This window comes from Aerococcus sp. HMSC10H05, from assembly GCF_001806975.1.
GTDB lineage: Bacteria > Bacillota > Bacilli > Lactobacillales > Aerococcaceae > Aerococcus > Aerococcus viridans_B.
Genome location: NZ_KV786946.1, coordinates 20,756 through 38,969, shown reverse-complemented (window position 1 = coordinate 38,969; position 18,214 = coordinate 20,756). Strand labels below are relative to the sequence as shown.

Here is an 18,214-nt window from a genome sequence, read left to right as displayed (position 1 = left end):
TTAATGTGCCATCATTTCTTGTGCGATTTCTAAGTTATCCATGTTTGTTGGATAGTATGTTGGCCAGTGGTCCATTTCTTCTAGAAGGGCTTCTTGTGATTCGCCACCCCAGAAAATATGGTAGTGACCAGTTTTTGTTGGTGCAATATTATGGTCTGAGAATTGGACATATTTAAACTCGCCTGCTTCTGGGTCATCAGTTTCAAATAAGAAACGAACACCACGGTTACCTTTTTCGTAGTCTAAAATTTCATACCCAGCATATTTATATTCGAATGTTTTACTTTCACCATCGACAATAAACTCAATGGTATTGTCAGTGATGTTAATATGGTCCACGTCAGTTTCATAACCTGTTGTATAATATGCTTTATATTCTTCAGCTGTCATACCATCGTTTAATTTTGCTTTGTAATCAAAGACTTGATCTAAGCTACCGTCTTCTAATAGTGGATAGACAGATTGCCATTCACCAGCATAATCAGATAAGGTACGGTCAGCTACATCACTATCTTTAAAGTAACCATTGTAAACTGTTTTTTCAACCTCTTCGTCTTTATCATCAGCTTGCTTATCAGTTGCTGGTAAATCAGTGGTTTTTTGTAATTCAGTTAAATTTTCTTTCATAACAGAAATATAATCAGCACCATTATCCATCGCCTCTTGTGATAGACTTTCTAGCGGATTTAAGACAGCCATTTCAACGCCAGCTTCATCAGCTAAAGTTTTTGCCATACTGTCTGAACCAGCTTCTTCATAGTAGATGTATTGAATATCATTTTCTTTTACATAGTCAGCTAGTTCTGCTAAACGAGCTGCAGATGGTTCCTCATCAGGTGTTAATCCTGCAATCCCAATTTGATTTAAACCATAATCAACAGCTAAGTATGAAAAGGCAGTATGAGAAGTCACAAAATCTTTACGACTAGCATTTTCTAATGCTTCGGTATATAAATTGTCTAATTCTGTTAACTCTTCCATATAAGCATCTGCATTTGCCTGAAATTCTTCAGCCATATCTGGGTACAATTCACTTAGTTGTGAGGTAATAGAGGCAACTTCCATTTTGGCACAGTAAGGTGAAACCCACGTATGCGGATCATATTCGTGTGAATGTCCTTCATGATCGTGATCGTGGTCGTGATCATGGTCATGGCCATCTTCAGATCCGGGTAATAATACCATATTTTCTGTACCTTTAATGATATTGACATCATCACTGATACTTGACTCTGCAGAAGGGACCCAAGTTTCCATATTTTCATTATGATAAATTAGTGCGTCTGATTCGTTTAACTCAGCAAGTTGTTTTGCAGAAGGTTCATAGTCATGTGCTTCTGTTCCAGCAGGTACCATTAAACTGACGTCTGCTTGGTCACCAACGATTTCTTTTGTGAAGGCATAAACTGGGTAGATAGTCGTAGCAATTTCTAATTTATCGCCATCGTTATTAGCATCTGCTTCAGTAGCAGTTTGGCCACAAGCTGCTAAAAGGGCAGCACCCGTTAAGCTCAGTAAGCCTAATTTCAAACTTTTATTCATTAAAACACATCCTCTTTTCCAAAGTAATCTTTCATCGCATTGATTTGGGTACCCAATCATATCTGCCTTAGCTAGGGGCAAATCGGTAAATCGTAACCGTTACGATTTGATAATAGCTAATTTATCATAAGCTGAAACAAGTCGTCAACAAAAACTTACATGAAAAAACTTTCATATAGGGTTTGAGCTTATGTTTTGTGGCATGACGCCCATTAAATTACTTTCTAGGTTCACTCGTTTATAATAAAAAAGGATTCATTTGGGAGGAGAAAATTGAAAATCAGCTATTGATTGTTTCGGCCAATTCTAGAGGAACAATGAATGATAAGGGCGACTTATATGGTGGTCACTCAGCTACCATTGATCCCTGGAGTGAGTATGTTGTAGCGCCTGACGACCAAGTGGGGATCAATATAGTGAAATAGATTTAAGTGTCATCGAAGGTAGTCAATCTTTTATCAATGTCTATGATGATTGTAGACTAGACATTTATCACTTTTAACTAGTCAGCCACTTGAGGAAATAGGATTATATGTTATCATGTATAAAAAAGGTAGCAATTATGTTAAAGGAAGTAGTAGACACAGTATTTAATGAAAGGGAGATTCCATGAAATTAAAAACAAGTGCGCTAACATTATTTGCTTCAGTATGCTTACTTGCAGCATGTGGTAACATGAGTCAAGAGGATACAAACACTAGTGAAACAACGGAAACGACTAGCCAAGAAACCAATTCAAATGATAATAGTGTAGAGGAAGTGGCTAGTTCAGCATCAACTTCAGCTGAAAGTGAGACGAATGACTCAAGTTCTAGTGAAGCTGAGCAAGCGAATTCAGGAGCATTTATTTCTGAAGATGAAGCATGGCAAGTTGCCTTGGATGATGCCGGTACAAATGAAGAAGCATTAATTGAACGAGAAATTGAATTAGACGATGTGGATGACGACGATGATGATTATGATGACGTACCACATTATGAAATTGAATTTACTTTAGATGATGGTCGTGAATTTGAATATGATATTGATGCTACAACTGGTAATATCTTAAACGCTGAAGTTGACTAATAAAATGTATGTTGTGAAAAGAGGTGGTACTCATGGGTGCCGCCTTTTTTAATTATAGGAAAAGATTGAATATAGTGAAGTTTATTTTATCATGATACTTTTTAGCAAATCTTGTTTGCTAGTATTTTCTTGCATTCTTATCTATAATGAAATTATTAAGCATATAGTTGGCTGAATGAGGAGTGAATGGATGACTTTACATTTAAATATGGCCACTTTAGGCCCAGAAGCTGTGAATGACCAGGGAAACAATTGGCCTTTGAATAAAGAGACTGGTTTTTCACCTTTAAATACATTTATCCTAGCGGTTGCGGGCTGTTCGGCGGGTGTGTATCGCAATATTTTGGATAACTCTAAAATTGATTATACTTTTCATGATGTAGCAATTGATTATGAACGTTCCGATGAAAATGCTAGACCTATTACTGCAATCACGATTACCATGTATGTCAGTGTAGCTGAAGAAAATCAAGGGCGGGCTGAGCGGGCAACTAAGATGATTCACAAGTAGTGCCCAGTTGTACAAAGTATTGATCCAAATATACAAGTAACAGAGAAGGTTGTTTTTCAATAGGAAACTTTTAAGGAGTGTGTAAAGATGGAATTTGTAACATTAAATAATGGCGTAAGGATGCCCATTTTAGGTACTGGAACCAATACTTTTGGTAAGGTTGATGGCGATTATCATGCTGAAGTGACAGATGATACAACTGAATTAATATCTGCTATTAAAGCTGGCTATCGTGCGATTGATACGGCGGTTTCATACCGTAATGAGTCAACTGTAGGGAAGGCGATGAAAGCATCTGGTTTACCCCGTGAGGACTTCTTCATTACGTCTAAAATTCCTGGCGACTCAGACCATGCCGGTTCTGCTGAGAAAGTTGAAGCGACCCTAAACGCATCCCTAGAAGCCTTACAAACAGACTATATTGACCTTTACTTGATCCACCACCCGTGGGACAATGAGAATGAGATGTTACAAACTTGGTATGCCCTAGAAAATGCCTATAACGAAGGTAAAATTAAAGCTATCGGTGTTTCTAATTTTGATCAAGACCAATTAGATATCATTATCGACAATGCCCGTATCCAACCAATGGTAAACCAAGTTAAATCAAATGTTGAAGATTGGAATAATGATATCATTGATTATTCTGTTGAAAATGATGTAGTTGTAACGGCTTGGGCACCTATGAAAGGGACAGATGAAAATTCTCGCGCTATCTTAGATGAAATTGGTGCACAATACGGAAAGACTTGGGGACAAGTTTTACTGCGCTACCAAATTGAACGTGGTGTCGTAGTGATTCCTAAATCACATAATGCTGACCACCAAGCAGACAATTTAAATGTATTTGACTTTAACTTAAGTGAAGCAGATAAAGAAAAGATTGCGAACTTATAACTAAATGAACTTATGAAAAAAGGTTGCTGCCTATGTGTTGCAACCTTTTTTGTTCCAAAATGCCTTGGAACTATTGGAAGATGACCTAGTTTGCTATAATGAATTGATGAAAAAGGAGAGGATTTAAACGATGAGACAATTAAAACAATTAACAGAACGTGTGTATTATATGCCCGCTGATGGTGATTTAGATCGACCAGTTTTGGGTTATATCAAAGGAGACAAATTTTCATTAAGAATTGATGCAGGGAATTCGGCTAGTCATGTTGAAAATTTCAATCAAGAGCTAGCACGATTAGGTTTACCCAAAGAAGGGATGACGCTGATTACGCACTGGCATTGGGACCATACTTACGGTATTCATGCGCTTGATACTCCTGTCATAGCCAACAAGAAAACGAATGCACAATTACGGTTAATGTCTGAGTGGAAGTGGACTGAAGAAGCCATGCAAAAACGTCTTGAGACCGGCGAAGAGTGCGCTTTTTGCGATCAATATTTGCGTGCTGAATATAATGATCCTGCTACACAAATTAAAGTACAAGAAGCGGATATTGCGTTTGAAGGCGATTTAACAATTGATTTAGGCAATCTAGAAATAAAAGTTTTCCCAGTGATAAACCCACATTCTGAAGATGGTATGATTATTTATATTCCTTCTGAAAGAGTAGCTTTCATTGGTGACACCATTACAGAGGATTTCTACAATAATAGTTATTTAGACCCAGACAAATTAGCTAGCTTGCGCCAAACTTTGAGTGAGTTGGATGCTGATTTCTACTTGCATGGGCATATTGAGCCACTATCATTTGAAGAATTATTGTCCTTCATGTAATACGGTTACAATTAAAGAAGATAAATCCCCTAGAATTGTCATCATTTTTTTGGAAATGACTTTATAAACTAAATGATGCATGTTAATATAGGAGACTGGTTTGACAACAATATGAATAAGATAAATGGAGATAAATATGCATAAATGGACTGTAGATTTACTGATTCGAGCGTTGATTGCTTTTATAGGTTGTGTAGGTATTGCTTTAGGGGTATCGATTTCTGGAGTGATGGATATGGGGATGGATCCCTTCGCAGCTTTATGGATGGCAGTTTCAGATTTTGTACCAATAGGTTTTGGCAACATTGTCTTTATAGTGAATTTAATTATTTTCACGATAGCTTTCTTTATTGACCGATCTAAATTTGGATTGGGTACTTTTATTAACTGGGTCTTTTGTGGTTACATGATCCAGTATTTTACTTATTATTTCACCCAAATAATAGGCCTAGGAACAGACGATATGAATCTTTTAATTAGAGTAATATTGACCTTAGTCGGAGGAACGGTATTTTTACTTGGCGCTGCTTTTTATATGTCTGCGGGATTGGGTGTAGCACCACTTGATGCGATCGCACCTATCCTAGAGGAGAAGACACCATTATCCTTTGCACAAGGGCGTTTTCTCCATGAAGTGATTTGTTTAATTCTTGCCTTTATTTTAGGGGGGCCTGTTGGCGTGATGACCTTGTATTTAGGATTTTTTGCTGGACCAATGTTGGCGTTATTTCGCAGTAAATTGACTGAACCTTTCGTAAGAAAAGTAACCAGAGAAGGTATTCGTGACTAGTTTAGTGAGAATGTATATGCACTATATTAAAAGGATGACTGAACGAGTAGCTTTAGGTAAGGAACTAGTACTAAGAATAAGATGTTATAGCTAAACAAAAAGGTGCTTGCGAATTTTATCGCAAGCACCTTTTTGAATTATAGATTTTGTACAGCTGTTGTGATATCAGTATCACCGTCTACTACCTCAAACTCTTTACCAATGGTATTGTCATTTTCTAACACTGCTAATAGCGTTTTGGCAACATTTTGGCGGGCAACATCGCGGATGCCATCTTGAGGTTGGGTAGTGATTTTGCCAGAACCTGGTTCATCGCGTAAGACACCTGGGTGGACAATAGTCCAATCTAAATTAGTTCGTGATTTTAACCACTCATCCGCGTATGTTTTGGCGGTGGTGTAAACTCTAATCACATTTTTTTCAATTTCTTCGCGACCAGTTCTAAATGTAGATACGATCACGAAACGTTTGATGCCAACAGCCTCAGCTGCTTGCATCGATTTAATTGCTCCATCAAGGTCAACCATCATAATAATGTCATCACCAGTTCCACCAGCACCAGCTGAGAAAATAACTGCGTCAATTTTCTTATTCGTTAAAATATTTTCAATATCAGCTTGCGTATGTTTGGTTAAATCTAAATAAACGGACTCAATACCACGTTCTTCAAAGAAAGGAGCCTGGTCTAAATTCCGAATGGCAGCTACTTCTTCTATGGTATCTGAATCTTTCACAAAATCTGCGAAGTGGCGAGATACGCCACCGTTTGCACCAATAACAAGTACTCTCATATTTGAAAATCTCCTTTCAATCACCATCTCTACCTACTAGTATAAAGGTCAAAAAACAGCAATACAAAGAATCCGCCTACTAGCGGTCAAAATCAATGCGTTTACTTAATGGGTACATGATAAACATACCAAGCGTCATAGCAGCAAATTCTGAAAGAGCCAGTGAAATGTAAGTTGGTAAAAAGGCCGCATCTGCTCCGACTAAAACAATGGTTGTTGTCGTTGTAAACATGGATAGGGCAAAAATGACTGTTAAGCTCATATAACGAATCCATTGGTCAGATAATAAAGTAAATTGGGATTGTTTGGCTAATTTAACCAATTGGTCACCCACCCAACGCCCAATATATAAGAAAATAAAAGTGGAAACAGATCCAACAATCATGTCAATTGGCCCATAAGTCATGAAATTGGCGATGAAGACACCTATTGAAACAGCCCAGATATATCGTTTATTATGAAGCGCTAAAAAATTAAGAGATTCAGAAATACGGAATTGGATAGGCCCGTAGGAAATAGGGGCAATTATAAGTGTGATGACTAGGTATAAGGCTGCCACTACAGCAATCTTAGTCATATCTATCGTTGAAAAACGAGAAGGGGTAATTGTATTACTTGCTTTGTGCATATGTATGTCTCCTTTATAGGCTATGCCTAGTGTATTTATTGCGACCAAAGGACACTGATACCAGTGAGTAGTACTCTACCGAAGTGTCGCAATTTTTGGGTAACGTAATAGTTAAAAATTATGGGTCTTCGGATTTTATAGTGGAATTATCTTTTTAAAGTTTAAAAATAATTAGTGTTCAAATCGGAATATCTGGTGGAATACTAAGTGTCATAAATGTATCAATTAAATACGAGAGATACGTGAGAAAGTTAAAATAGTCTAACGAACAAGAGCTAAGAAAATTTATGGCACAATACATGGAAAAAGTGTGTGACATACTGGAAAACAGACCTTATTGTTATGACTTATACTGTATCGAGGTATTCGAATTATTGTATTTGTACCTATGTAGCAGATTAATTAAAGGACAGTCATTAATATAAGATATAGGAATTGACAACAATACTATTACACTATACAATGTAATTGTGAAATTGGTAATAAAAAGTATTATCGTTTTACTTAAATAAAAGGGAGGAATTTAAAATGAATTCAGCAAAAACTGATGTTCTAAAAGTGGAAGGTTTGGATTGCCCTTCATGTGCAACAACAGTTGAAAAAGCTTTGAAAAAATTAAAGGGAATTCAAAGTACAGAGGCTAACTTTTTTGCGGAAAAATTAACTGTAACTTATGATGATTCCAGAGTAACTCTTGACGACATTGCTGATAAATTAAAAAAAGTAGGTCACCCTGTAGTTAAATAACTCCAGTTTTTCCACTTAATGTTATCCCTTTAATTAACTTTTGAGTGGGGTTTAGTATTTAATTTATCTTTTCCTATCAAATGAATAAAAACATATCAATTTTTTTGATTACATTTTAAAAATGGAACATAAATAAGGGGGAACACAGAAATGAATACAAGGTGGTATAAACACCCAAGGACAATACTGTTGATTATTGCCGCAACCGTCACAGCATTTACACTGATTGCAGAAATTGGATTCGGTCTACCTGAAATGTGGGCGATTATTTTATATAGTATTGCAATTGTTGTTGGAGGGATCTATCCAGCAAGAAGTGCATGGGTTGAATTAAGAAATGGAAGTCCCTCCATTAATACATTGCATATTGCGGCAGTAATTGGAGCTATTTATCTAGGATTATGGGGAGAAGCTGCGGGGCTTGTCGTTATTTTCTCTTTAGGTGAATTAATGGAATCATACGCATCAGATAAAGCCAGAAATGCAATTAGAGCATTAGTTGAATTAGCCCCTAGTGAAGCAACAGTCATTCGAAATGGTCGTCAAATGCGTATATTGACAGAACAAGTGGAAATCAGAGATATCGTTCTGGTACGTCCCGGAGAAAAAATACCAGTTGATGGTGTAGTCACTAAAGGTTCAACTACAGTTGATCAAGCTTCCATTACTGGAGAGTCAATACCTGTATCAAAACAATTAGGAGATGAGGTATTTGCTTCAACATTAAATGAACGTGGTGCATTGGAAATAGAAGTGACTAAACTTGCTCAAGATACAACCCTAGCCCAAATTATTAAATTAGTAGAGGGCGCACAAATGAAAAAAGGGAAAGGACAGCGGTTCAGTGAGAAATTTGGTGCCATTTACACGCCAGCCATGTTTGTATTAGCGATCATTGTGGCTATTGTACCTCCCCTTTTCTTTGGTCAACCTTTTGATGAATGGTTATATAGAGCTTTAGTGGTACTAGTCGTTTCTTGTTCTTGTGGATTAGTACTGTCTGTGCCAGTCGCAGTCGTTACTGGCATTGGAACGGCAGCTCGAAGTGGAGTAATGGTTAAAGGCGGTATTTATATAGAATCAGCTGGTAGTACTCAAGTTGTGGCATTTGATAAAACAGGAACCTTGACAGTTGGAAAGCCTTCGGTCACGGATCTTGTAACGGTATCAGACCTTTCAAATAAGCAATTATTGGAGATTGCTGGTGCGCTTGAAAAACAATCCGAACATCCTTTAGCTGATGGCGATTATGGAAGAAACATTAAACAAAAAGAGTACAATTCCAGATGTAGAAGAATTCGATTCACTTACAGGTCGTGGGGCAAAAGGTAAGATTAACGGAAATAATTACTACATTGGAAATCCACGCTTGTTTAACGAATTAAAAGTAAACATAAATAAAGACCACGTCATGCAAATTGAAAAGCTGCAAGGACAAGGGAAAACTGTCATGCTCTTAGGAACTGCCAATGAAGTACTTGGGATGATTGCAGTAGCTGATAGACCCAAAGAAAATGCAAAACAAGCTATTCAAAGTTTGAAAGAAGCTGGTGTGAAAAAGGTTGTTATGCTAACAGGTGATAATAGACTAACAGGTGAAGCAATTGGTAAAGAACTTGGCGTTGATGAAGTAAGAGCAGAACTCCTTCCAGAAGATAAGATTAACGCAGTGAAAGAATTGCAAAAACAGTATGGGCAGGTAGCGATGGTAGGAGATGGTGTAAATGATGCACCAGCACTGGCTCAGGCTGATGTAGGTATTGCAATGGGAGTTCAAGGAACAGACGTTGCACTAGAGACAGCAGATATTGCTTTAATGCAGGATAATTTAGATCAACTAGTATATACACTAAAATTAAGTAAAAAGACAGTTTCTAAAATAGACCAAAATATTGCTATTTCGTTAGCGATAGTTGCGTTCCTTGTTGTGACTGCCTTGATCGGAGTCATGCCTCTTACATTAGGTTTAATTATAAATGAAGGAAGTGCCTTGATTATCATTGCAAACGCAATGTTCCTTCGTAGATATCAATGGAAAAAAGAAGGTATAAGAACTAAAAACAATGCAAGTGATATTCCATTGACTAATGTAGAATAATCCAAAGAACTATGTGTAAAATAGTTGTCGGAAAGTAAAATAGTAGGGTAAGAAATTAAAGTAGACAAAAAGGAATCACCTAGTATAAAATAATAACTACCGGTAGTTAGTATTAAGGATGGTGAATTATGAAAACAAAAGATTTAATTATTGAAGAATTTATAAAATCCTTTGGTGAAAATGGATTTGAAGGAACTTCTGTTGACTATCTAGCAAAGCAAGTTGGCATAAAGAAAGGTTCTATTTATACCCACTATAGTGGAAAAAATGAAATATTTACTATTGCCTGTGAAAAAATACTAGATAAATGTATCGTTGCTATAAAACAATTGCTTGAAGTAGAGAGGGATAAACCATTAGATGAACAACTTTTTATTTTGCTTAAAACTGTCTGTCTAGAAAGTGATTTTTTAACCGCTGATGAGATAGCTTTCAGCAAGCGCGTTGCAATTTTATCTAGCAGTGAATTGTTGTCGCTTGTAGATAAATTATTAGCAAAATATGATAATTTTATTGACGACACAGTATCACGAATTTTTATTGATTGTGCTAAACAAAAAATGTTGGCAGAAGAAGAGATAACGTCTGCCATAAGTGTATATCGTATGTTGTTGGAAAACTTATATATTGATTCATTAGCAAATCAAAATTGTAATGAAAAATTGAATCATTTATGGAGATATTTTTGGAAAGGTGTTTGCAGTTAAAAATTAAATAAACTTGATTGGAGGTTTAATTTTGGAAATTATTAAGTATATTGGAGCAGCATTTTCAACTTGGTTCATAGGTTTTTTCCTTATTTTGAAATTTATATTGCAATACCTGCAGGTTTTGCAGCCGGGCTAAATTGGTTTGACGCTTTTTTATGGGCTTCACTAGGAAATTGGATGGTTATTCCGTTTGTGGATATATGCTATGAATGGTTAATGAAATTTAATTTCATGAAAAAAATCATGGAAAAAAGTCTAAATGGAAAATGGGAGAATCGCATAGAAAAGCATGGTGCATGGGTTATACTTTTGTTAACTCCTTTAGCAGGTGTTTGGACAATAGGTGTTATTGCTAAAGCACTAAAGTTTAATCGAGCAAAACTTTGGATATATAGTGCAACTAGTGTTGGGATTTTTGGATTAATTATTACGATATTAATTATAAATGGAATTACCCTGAATAATTCATAGTACCTTGTCAGAACAGGCATTTATCCCGCTTTGATAAGGTTTATCACTCTATTCCTTCTTCACCCGTTGGGTGAAGAAAAAAATATACAAAAAGAGCACACTCTATGTTATTGTAAAGTCGATCAAAACAACAAAAACAAGAGGTGTGCTCAATGTCAACTTTACAAGAAAAGCAACTACAATTCAATCCCCATTTGGTTATGTCAAACGATGGCGGTCAATTATCCAATGATTCCGGTCTCCTTTTACTCTTTGAATTTTTTCATAAGATCAAGTTCAAAGAGCTGGTTAACGAGTTATTGCATATTGACGATTCAAGAAACTATTGTACACATGACTATATTGATTTATTTATGCAGGTTCTTGTGCAGTTAATAGCCGGTTACTCAACGGATTCTTCAGCCAATTGGCTACGTCACGATCCAGTTTTTCAGCAGGGGCTAAATAAAACGACCTTAGGTTCACAGTCGATGGTTTCTCGTTTTATTCATCAACTGTCGGAGGAGAATATCGTTCAACTTCAATCAATTGCCAAGGCATTGACCACTATCTATATCGGCCAAAAAAATACACAGCATATGATCATTGACGTGGATTCTACTCACTCAGACACCTTCGGAAAACAAGAACAGACTGATTTCAATACTCACTACGGAACAACGGGTTATCATCCCTTAGTGGCTTTTGATGGACTGACTGGTCTGTTTCTGGGTGCCGAACTTCGTCCGGGCAATGTGTACACGTCTAACAATGCAGAAGTCTTTTTAGCAGACATCATCTCTCAACACAAACAGCACTCATGCGATATGTTTTTAACTGTCCGAGGGGACAGTGGCTTTGCCAAACCTGAGATCTATGAGTTATGCGAGCAAGAAAAAGTGAAGTATATTATTCGTTTAAAAGTCAATGCACGACTGAAGAACATGGCTCAACAAAAGGTCCTTTACGGACCAGATACAGACTTTACACATAAAGAATCACAGTATTTCAAGATTGATTATCAAGCTAAATCTTGGGAAACGGTTCGTAAAGTAGCTGTAAAGGCCACTCGAGAAGCTGGCGAACTCTTATTTACGACGTTTGAGTTTATCGTATCAAATTTCGTTGATATACCTGCCCAAACAGTGTACAAGCTCTACCAAAAGAGAGGGACAATGGAAAATTATATCAAAGAAATCAAACATGGTTTTTCCTTCGACAAGACCGATAGTTCAACGTTTCTTGCGAATCAGGCTCGCATGATGATGAGTTGTATTGCCTATACAGTCATTCATTTGATGAAAGAGCTAACATTCCCAGATAAAGAGAAAAAATCAACGGTGGCGACTATTCGGTTTAAAGTTTTCCACATTGCTGGAAGGCTGACACGACATGCGCGTAAAATAAAAGTCCGCTTGTCCACAGGTTACGTTTTCTCTTCACTGTTCTGGACAATATTGGAGAATATTCAACAGCTGGTTCTGTTGCATTAGCTACTCCAGAAGATCATATTAATTTTTTGACGATTGTAAGACCAAGGGGTCTTTATACTCTTTTTTCCATCTTTTTGTTTTCGATCTAATCGAGAAGGATATAAAGTGGCATGATAGACAGTTAATACTTAAAAATGTCTAAAAAAGCAGTGAGTTTAATAGAAATAGTTATCCACATTTAGAGGTATGAATAATTCAGGATTACTCCAAAGAAATGCAATTTGACATATGAATAATTACACTATATATTGTAATTGTGAAATGGAGGAGGAAATAATGGAAGAAAATTGTTATACACCTAAACCTCAGCTAACGGATCGTCCTTTGTTGGATATAGATTATGCGGAGGGATTGAGCGAAACGTTTAAAATCCTTTCAAACGGCACGAGGCTTCGGATATTACACGCAGTGAATCGAACACCAAACATATCCGTTACTGAGTTGGCTGAACAACTCGAAATGAAACCTCAAGCCATCTCTAACCAACTTCAACGATTAGATGATAAGGGCATTGTTCGTTCGTCTCGTGAGGGAAATTTTATTCGGTATCGAGTTGTTGATCTTTGTGTAACCAGCCTTTTACACGAAGGATGGTGCCTAACAGAAGATTTACCAAAATAGGAGGAGATTCAAAGTGGAAAAATGTGCACGCTCTAACTGTAATTGTCTTATTGGTGAGAACAAAGTAGAGGTTGATGGAAAAGTTTATTGTAATCAAGAATGTGCAGATCATTGTACTGATGAAGTTTGCGAGTGCAAAGATTGTAGCTGTGCAACTGCATAATTGAATAATAATGAAGGTTATCCTGTGCAACTATAGGATAACCTTTTTTGTACATAGGCTATCCAACGATAGGGTGCATTATTTAATGCAAACTCTACAAAAGGAATTTTCCAAACTATTTTCCTATCACCTATTGTATATGCTTTATGGGATGTTCTAAGAGCATTTGTGGTCACAAAAAATATTTAACAATTTTAATTTTGATATCAAATCTATACTTGAAAAACACGGAGTAGTAAAGGATGAACAATATGTCAGACTTATTATTACTACCAGATCTTAAACAATAGAACCACCACAAGAAAATGAATCCGACATGATGTTTAAAGTGGAAGCAACTTTTCCACCAGTACATTGCCCTCAATGTGGCTTTGACAGGCTATATAAACATACATCAAGAAAGCAACTAATCATGGATCTGCCTATTCGTTTAAAGCGAGTAGGATTACAATTAAACCGCAGACGTTATAAATGTCGTGAATGTGGCACAACTTTTTGGGAACGCCTTATATCCATTGACGAAAAGCGTAGTATGACTAAAAGGCTTATAAGGTCTATTGAAGAACAATCTCTGTCTAAGACCTTCGTAGACGTAGCTGAAAGTGTTGGTGTAGACGAGAAAACTGTTAGGAACATCTTTAAAGACTATGTGGCATTAAAAGAACGTGAATATCAGTTTGAAACTCCTAAATGGCTTGGTATTGACGAAATACACATTATCAAGAAACCTCGTCTTGTATTGACCAATGTAGAACGTAGAACTATATATGACATAAAACCCAATCGTAACAAAGATACGGTCATTCAACGCCTTTCTGAAATTAAAGACAATACATATATCGAATATGTCACAATGGATATGTGGAAGCCCTACAAAGACGCAGTTAATACAGTTATACCTCACGCTAAAGTAGTTGTAGATAAGTTTCATGTAGTCCGAATGGCTAATCAAGCCTTGGATAGTGTTAGGAAGTCTCTTAAAGCCAATATGACAGCCAAAGAAAGTCGTACCCTTATGCGTGAGAGGTATATCCTTCTTAAACGAAAGCATGACTTGAATGAACGAGATTCATTCCTTTTGGATACTTGGTTAAGTAATTTACCTGAACTAAAAGAAGCCTACGAACTTAAAGAAGAGTTCTACTTGATATGGGATACAGATGACCTTGAGCAAGCCAAAGATCGTTACAGGTATTGGAGACAATGCTGTTTATCCAGCAACTCTAAAAACGCCTATAAAGACCTATTAAGAGCCGTAGACAACTGGCAGGATGAAATCTTCAATTACTTTGATAAAAGGCTCACTAACGCTTATACAGAGTCTATAAATAGCATCATTAGGCAAGTAGAACGAATGGGTAGAGGGTACTCATTTGAAGCCTTACGAGCTAAAATAATTTTTAATGAAAAGCTCCATAAAAAGAGGAAGCCACGATTTAATTCAAGTGCATTCAGCAAAGCTATGTTATACGATAGTTTCAATTCGTATCAAATAACAGACCGAGACAAAACAGGCAACTATGGTGTAGATTTTTCCACACTTATTAAGAAATTGGAAAAGAGTAACTTATAGGCCCTTTTCCACCATAAAATCCGAATACCCAAAATTATTTATCGGATCAACCAACCGCCATCAAGAGGAAGCGTATTCCCTTGCATATAAGCAGCTTGATCACTGGCTAGAAATAAGGTTAGCGCTGCTACTTCATCGGGACTGGCCCATCGTTTTGCAGGTGTTTGGGCCATCACTTGGTCAGCCATCGGATTTTCACCTTCGAAATCCGCTTGATTCATAGGGGTCATGATAGCGCCAGGCGCAATTGCATTAGCAACTAGCCCTTGACCTGCATAATCATAAGCCATTTGTTTGGTGAATCCGACAATAGCATGCTTAGCTGTCGTGTAAGCAATCCCACCGCCCCCGGCTGTTAAACCAGCAATCGAAGCCATATTAATCAACCGTGAAGTAGGATTGGCTATGAGCATCGGTAAAGCAGTATAGGTCATATTATAAACCACTTGCAAATTGTTTGAGATGATCGCTTGCCAAGTTTCTGGGGTGGTTTTGTCTAAAGGCTTATAATCATCTAGGACGCCAGCAGTATTACATAGTACATCAATAGTTTTCCAACTAGCTTTTAATGCTTGAAAAAGGGCAGTCACTGCCATTAAATCACTACAATCCGCTTTGCGGAAGCTAAAGGTTTTCGGATAGCTAGCGGTCCATTGATTGACTAGCGCTGTATCTTCCTTAAGGTCAACAGCCAAAACGCGATGACCCTTTTTTAAAAAGTGTTGTACCTGACTGCTACCTATACCTGACATGCCTCCTGTAACAACAACCTTTAATTGAGAGGGTAGTTTAGGATGGTCAGTGTAGGATGTGTCCATGCGTCTGCTTCCTTTCTATTGGGTAAATTTTGTGTAAGTTACTTGTCTGAAACGATAGACCAGTCGTCAGCTAAGATGTCGCAAACGGTTGGTTGGAACATAGAAAAGCCTTCTCCTGCTACGGAAATCAAGAAGTAGGGGGTGATTGCCTGACCTTCAAATTCTTTGGGGTCAACTAATTTTACATATTCTTCTGCACCACCCCAACCGTCGCGGATAATGTGTGCGCCTTGGCGTAGTTTAGGTAAGATTTCTTCAAATGTCATGTATTTTCACCTCCTCAAAATGGGTCAACAGGTATTATAGCAAATTTCAATTCGTTTGTAGTCTATATTTTTACGGAATATGATTGATTTTTCATATAGTTAAGGTATAATGATGGCGAGGTATATGAATAACCATTCATATAAACTTGTAGATAGTAAGTGAATTGATTAAAAAGGAGTGGGAATGATGACTGAAAATAACTACCACCACCACAAAGATAAGGTAGCACATAGACATGACCATAAGCATGATCACCATGGGCACAACCATAGTGAACATGATACGAAGCGAGCTACACAACTTTATATATTAGGTTTTATTGCTTTTGTATTTGGCTTAATCATTGGTAACTGGCAAAGTTTTATAGGTAATATCCTAATGGTGCTAGCTGTTGTCCTTTCTGGCTACCATGTTTTAGGGGAAGGTTTTGGGGATACCGTACAAGATAGTTTGTCTGCAGGTAAATTCAAACCAAATATCCACCTCTTGATGGGGTTAGCGGCTGTAGGTGCTATCCTAATTGGTTCATTCTATGAAGCTGCCTTATTGATATTAATTTTTGCCGGTGCACATTTCCTAGAGGATTATGCAGAAGGGCGTTCGCGCCGTGAAATCACTAATCTGATGCAATTAAATCCAACAGAGGCACTTTTATTAAAGGATGATGGGACTAGTCAAAAGGTAGCGGTTGACCACTTACAAATTGGGGACCGAGTGAAGGTGTTAAATGGTGATCAAATTCCAACGGATGGTCGAATTATTCAGGGCGAGACAGTGATCAATGAGGCTTCCATTAATGGTGAGTCCATGCCGAAAGAAAAGTCAGTTGGGGATGAGTTTTTTGGTGCTACTATTAACGGAGACCATGCTATAGTCGTTGAAGTAACGAAACATCCGGATGAAACAGTATTCGCTAAAATACTCCAAATGGTTGAAGCTTCGCAAGCTAACCTAACACCAGCTGCTTCTAAAATTAAGCAGATTGAACCCTACTATGTAACAGCAGTCCTTTCTATCTTCCCATTGGTGGTACTGTTAGGGCCATGGCTTTTTGGCTGGGATTGGTCAGAAGCTTGGTATCGTGGTTTGATCTTTCTGATTTCTGCGTCACCATGCGCTTTGGCAGCTTCAGCAGTCCCTGCAACCTTGTCCGCCATATCTAATTTGGCACGTCATGGCGTGTTATTTAAAGGTGGTGCTTACCTATCTAATTTAATAGATTTAAGAGCCATTGCCTTTGATAAAACGGGTACCTTGACAAAAGGGTCACCTGAAGTGACGGACTACTATTTTGTTGAAGGGATTCAAGATGAATACATCTTACCGGTAATAGTTGAGATGGAGAGTCAATGTAACCATCCTTTGGCACAAGCTATTTTACAAGAATTTCAAGAGGACACGAAAAAATTAACCGAAAATATTGAAGTGGTGAACGAATTAGGAAAAGGGCTTAGCGGTCATTATGCTGGCCATCACTACCAAATTGGTAAGCCATCCATATTTACAGCTGTTCCAGATAAAATTAAAGACCATACAAATATATTATCTAAAGCTGGTAAAACGGTTGTGTATATCCAAAAAGATGCAAGTGTGATTGGTTATATTGCCATGATGGATACACCAAATCAAGCGGCTCAAACGGCCATTAGCTACTTACACCAAGCTGATGTGCATACCGTGATGATCACTGGGGACAATGAAACAACTGGGCAAGCAGTGGCTAAGCAAGTAGGGATTGATCAAGTCGTGGCCAATGTTTTACCTGAGGAAAAAGCGCAAATTGTAAAAGATTTGCAGGCTGAGTATGGCCAGGTTGGGATGACAGGCGATGGGGTAAATGATGCACCAGCACTTGTTCAAGCAGATATTGGTTTCGCTATGGGTGATGGTACGGATGTAGCGATTGATGTAGCGGATGTTGTGATTATGGCCAATGATTTAGAAAAATTAACCTATGCCCATCAACTTTCTAACGCTTTGAACCGGATTACTTGGCAAAATATGGCTTTTTCTATGTTTGTCGTTTTGGTTCTAGTAGTCCTTAATTTTATGGGCATTTCAGATATCACTTTAGGGGTACTGTTCCATGAGGGATCAACCATTCTCGTTATACTGAATGGTTTACGACTCCTAGGAGGAAAAAGGGATAAGTAGCCAGGTGTATGCCTTGCTAAATTTAGATATTAGTGAACCAATCCGCAACAGATTCTCG

18 protein-coding genes and 1 pseudogene are annotated in these 18,214 nt (G+C 37.5%); 14 read left to right on the top strand and 5 right to left on the bottom strand.

Annotation, left to right across the window (positions count from 1 at the left end):
* Entirely contained in the window at positions 1–1,542 is a 1,542-nt protein-coding gene (locus HMPREF3116_RS00630; RefSeq protein ID WP_070466900.1) for a metal ABC transporter solute-binding protein, Zn/Mn family, read from the bottom strand.
* A 609-nt stretch (positions 1,543–2,151) separates the two neighbouring features.
* On the opposite strand from HMPREF3116_RS00630, the gene HMPREF3116_RS00625 reads away from it, so the two are divergent.
* From HMPREF3116_RS00625 to HMPREF3116_RS00605, 5 genes are all read left to right on the top strand, one after another.
* Positions 2,152–2,610, top strand: coding sequence for a PepSY domain-containing protein (locus HMPREF3116_RS00625; RefSeq protein ID WP_070466898.1), 459 nt, complete (start codon positions 2,152–2,154; stop codon positions 2,608–2,610).
* Positions 2,611–2,800: 190 nt separating this feature from the next.
* A complete protein-coding gene (locus HMPREF3116_RS00620) occupies positions 2,801–3,121 on the top strand; it encodes an OsmC family protein (protein ID WP_168125732.1) in 321 nt (106 codons plus the stop codon).
* Positions 3,122–3,208: 87 nt separating this feature from the next.
* The gene (locus HMPREF3116_RS00615; protein WP_070466896.1) at positions 3,209–4,018 is read left to right on the top strand and encodes an aldo/keto reductase; all 810 of its coding nucleotides are present in this window, start codon (positions 3,209–3,211) and stop codon (positions 4,016–4,018) included.
* Positions 4,019–4,148: 130 nt separating this feature from the next.
* The gene (locus HMPREF3116_RS00610; RefSeq protein ID WP_070466894.1) at positions 4,149–4,853 is read left to right on the top strand and encodes an MBL fold metallo-hydrolase; all 705 of its coding nucleotides are present in this window, start codon (positions 4,149–4,151) and stop codon (positions 4,851–4,853) included.
* 136 nt (positions 4,854–4,989) lie between these two features.
* Complete coding sequence (locus tag HMPREF3116_RS00605) at positions 4,990–5,643, top strand: YczE/YyaS/YitT family protein (protein WP_246819002.1); 654 nt, start codon at positions 4,990–4,992, stop codon at positions 5,641–5,643.
* 137 nt (positions 5,644–5,780) lie between these two features.
* On the opposite strand, the gene HMPREF3116_RS00600 is transcribed toward HMPREF3116_RS00605, so the two are convergent.
* A complete protein-coding gene (locus HMPREF3116_RS00600) occupies positions 5,781–6,434 on the bottom strand; it encodes an SDR family oxidoreductase (protein WP_070466891.1) in 654 nt (217 codons plus the stop codon).
* A 79-nt stretch (positions 6,435–6,513) separates the two neighbouring features.
* Positions 6,514–7,062 carry a QueT transporter family protein gene (locus tag HMPREF3116_RS00595; protein WP_070466889.1) on the bottom strand — a complete coding sequence of 183 codons (549 nt, stop codon included), beginning with the start codon at positions 7,060–7,062 and terminating at the stop codon, positions 6,514–6,516.
* Between the two features lie 528 nt (positions 7,063–7,590).
* Here HMPREF3116_RS00595 and HMPREF3116_RS00590 point away from each other — a divergent pair.
* The 8 genes and pseudogenes from HMPREF3116_RS00590 to HMPREF3116_RS00555 all read left to right on the top strand — a co-directional run bounded on the left by HMPREF3116_RS00590 (position 7,591) and on the right by HMPREF3116_RS00555 (position 14,917).
* On the top strand, positions 7,591–7,809 hold the full coding sequence (locus tag HMPREF3116_RS00590; RefSeq protein WP_010731340.1) for a heavy-metal-associated domain-containing protein: 219 nt from the start codon (positions 7,591–7,593) through the stop codon (positions 7,807–7,809).
* 150 nt (positions 7,810–7,959) lie between these two features.
* Positions 7,960–9,141: a heavy metal translocating P-type ATPase gene (locus tag HMPREF3116_RS09260; RefSeq protein WP_210382466.1), complete on the top strand. Its 1,182-nt coding sequence runs from the start codon at positions 7,960–7,962 to the stop codon at positions 9,139–9,141.
* Positions 9,059–9,907, top strand: a complete 849-nt coding sequence (locus tag HMPREF3116_RS09255; protein ID WP_210382465.1) for a heavy metal translocating P-type ATPase — start codon at positions 9,059–9,061, stop codon at positions 9,905–9,907. Before HMPREF3116_RS09260 ends, HMPREF3116_RS09255 begins: the two co-directional genes overlap by 83 nt.
* A gap of 128 nt (positions 9,908–10,035) precedes the next feature.
* Positions 10,036–10,614, top strand: coding sequence for a TetR/AcrR family transcriptional regulator (locus tag HMPREF3116_RS00580; protein WP_032490934.1), 579 nt, complete (start codon positions 10,036–10,038; stop codon positions 10,612–10,614).
* A 69-nt stretch (positions 10,615–10,683) separates the two neighbouring features.
* Positions 10,684–11,088 (top strand): small multi-drug export protein, encoded by a 405-nt coding sequence (locus HMPREF3116_RS00575; protein WP_070466887.1) that lies wholly within the window; start codon positions 10,684–10,686, stop codon positions 11,086–11,088.
* A gap of 152 nt (positions 11,089–11,240) precedes the next feature.
* Positions 11,241–12,560, top strand: coding sequence for an IS1380 family transposase (locus tag HMPREF3116_RS00570; RefSeq protein WP_070466885.1), 1,320 nt, complete (start codon positions 11,241–11,243; stop codon positions 12,558–12,560).
* Positions 12,561–12,836: 276 nt separating this feature from the next.
* On the top strand, positions 12,837–13,181 hold the full coding sequence (locus HMPREF3116_RS00565; RefSeq protein ID WP_070466883.1) for an ArsR/SmtB family transcription factor: 345 nt from the start codon (positions 12,837–12,839) through the stop codon (positions 13,179–13,181).
* A gap of 414 nt (positions 13,182–13,595) precedes the next feature.
* Positions 13,596–14,917, top strand: a pseudogene (locus HMPREF3116_RS00555) (ISL3 family transposase).
* Positions 14,918–14,955: 38 nt separating this feature from the next.
* On the opposite strand, the gene HMPREF3116_RS00550 reads toward HMPREF3116_RS00555, so the two are convergent.
* Both HMPREF3116_RS00550 and HMPREF3116_RS00545 read right to left on the bottom strand, forming a co-directional pair.
* Positions 14,956–15,735, bottom strand: a complete 780-nt coding sequence (locus tag HMPREF3116_RS00550) for a 3-oxoacyl-ACP reductase (RefSeq protein ID WP_070466879.1) — start codon at positions 15,733–15,735, stop codon at positions 14,956–14,958.
* Between the two features lie 38 nt (positions 15,736–15,773).
* Positions 15,774–16,001 carry a DUF2829 domain-containing protein gene (locus HMPREF3116_RS00545; RefSeq protein WP_070466877.1) on the bottom strand — a complete coding sequence of 76 codons (228 nt, stop codon included), beginning with the start codon at positions 15,999–16,001 and terminating at the stop codon, positions 15,774–15,776.
* Between the two features lie 187 nt (positions 16,002–16,188).
* Between HMPREF3116_RS00545 and HMPREF3116_RS00540 the strand changes: the two genes are divergently transcribed.
* On the top strand, positions 16,189–18,156 hold the full coding sequence (locus HMPREF3116_RS00540) for a heavy metal translocating P-type ATPase (protein WP_070466875.1): 1,968 nt from the start codon (positions 16,189–16,191) through the stop codon (positions 18,154–18,156).
* The last annotated feature ends 58 nt before the right edge of the window (positions 18,157–18,214 follow it).

Coding starts and splice junctions, on each gene's coding strand:
- HMPREF3116_RS09255 (WP_210382465.1), top strand. CDS start 9,059: ATGGAAGAAACATTAAACAAAAAGAGTACAATTCCAGATGTAGAAGAA.
- HMPREF3116_RS00600 (WP_070466891.1), bottom strand. CDS start 6,434: ATGAGAGTACTTGTTATTGGTGCAAACGGTGGCGTATCTCGCCACTTC.
- HMPREF3116_RS00605 (WP_246819002.1), top strand. CDS start 4,990: ATGCATAAATGGACTGTAGATTTACTGATTCGAGCGTTGATTGCTTTT.
- HMPREF3116_RS09260 (WP_210382466.1), top strand. CDS start 7,960: ATGAATACAAGGTGGTATAAACACCCAAGGACAATACTGTTGATTATT.
- HMPREF3116_RS00580 (WP_032490934.1), top strand. CDS start 10,036: ATGAAAACAAAAGATTTAATTATTGAAGAATTTATAAAATCCTTTGGT.
- HMPREF3116_RS00625 (WP_070466898.1), top strand. CDS start 2,152: ATGAAATTAAAAACAAGTGCGCTAACATTATTTGCTTCAGTATGCTTA.
- HMPREF3116_RS00550 (WP_070466879.1), bottom strand. CDS start 15,735: ATGGACACATCCTACACTGACCATCCTAAACTACCCTCTCAATTAAAG.
- HMPREF3116_RS00630 (WP_070466900.1), bottom strand. CDS start 1,542: ATGAATAAAAGTTTGAAATTAGGCTTACTGAGCTTAACGGGTGCTGCC.
- HMPREF3116_RS00570 (WP_070466885.1), top strand. CDS start 11,241: ATGTCAACTTTACAAGAAAAGCAACTACAATTCAATCCCCATTTGGTT.
- HMPREF3116_RS00610 (WP_070466894.1), top strand. CDS start 4,149: ATGAGACAATTAAAACAATTAACAGAACGTGTGTATTATATGCCCGCT.
- HMPREF3116_RS00595 (WP_070466889.1), bottom strand. CDS start 7,062: ATGCACAAAGCAAGTAATACAATTACCCCTTCTCGTTTTTCAACGATA.
- HMPREF3116_RS00565 (WP_070466883.1), top strand. CDS start 12,837: ATGGAAGAAAATTGTTATACACCTAAACCTCAGCTAACGGATCGTCCT.
- HMPREF3116_RS00615 (WP_070466896.1), top strand. CDS start 3,209: ATGGAATTTGTAACATTAAATAATGGCGTAAGGATGCCCATTTTAGGT.
- HMPREF3116_RS00620 (WP_168125732.1), top strand. CDS start 2,801: ATGACTTTACATTTAAATATGGCCACTTTAGGCCCAGAAGCTGTGAAT.
- HMPREF3116_RS00590 (WP_010731340.1), top strand. CDS start 7,591: ATGAATTCAGCAAAAACTGATGTTCTAAAAGTGGAAGGTTTGGATTGC.
- HMPREF3116_RS00545 (WP_070466877.1), bottom strand. CDS start 16,001: ATGACATTTGAAGAAATCTTACCTAAACTACGCCAAGGCGCACACATT.
- HMPREF3116_RS00540 (WP_070466875.1), top strand. CDS start 16,189: ATGACTGAAAATAACTACCACCACCACAAAGATAAGGTAGCACATAGA.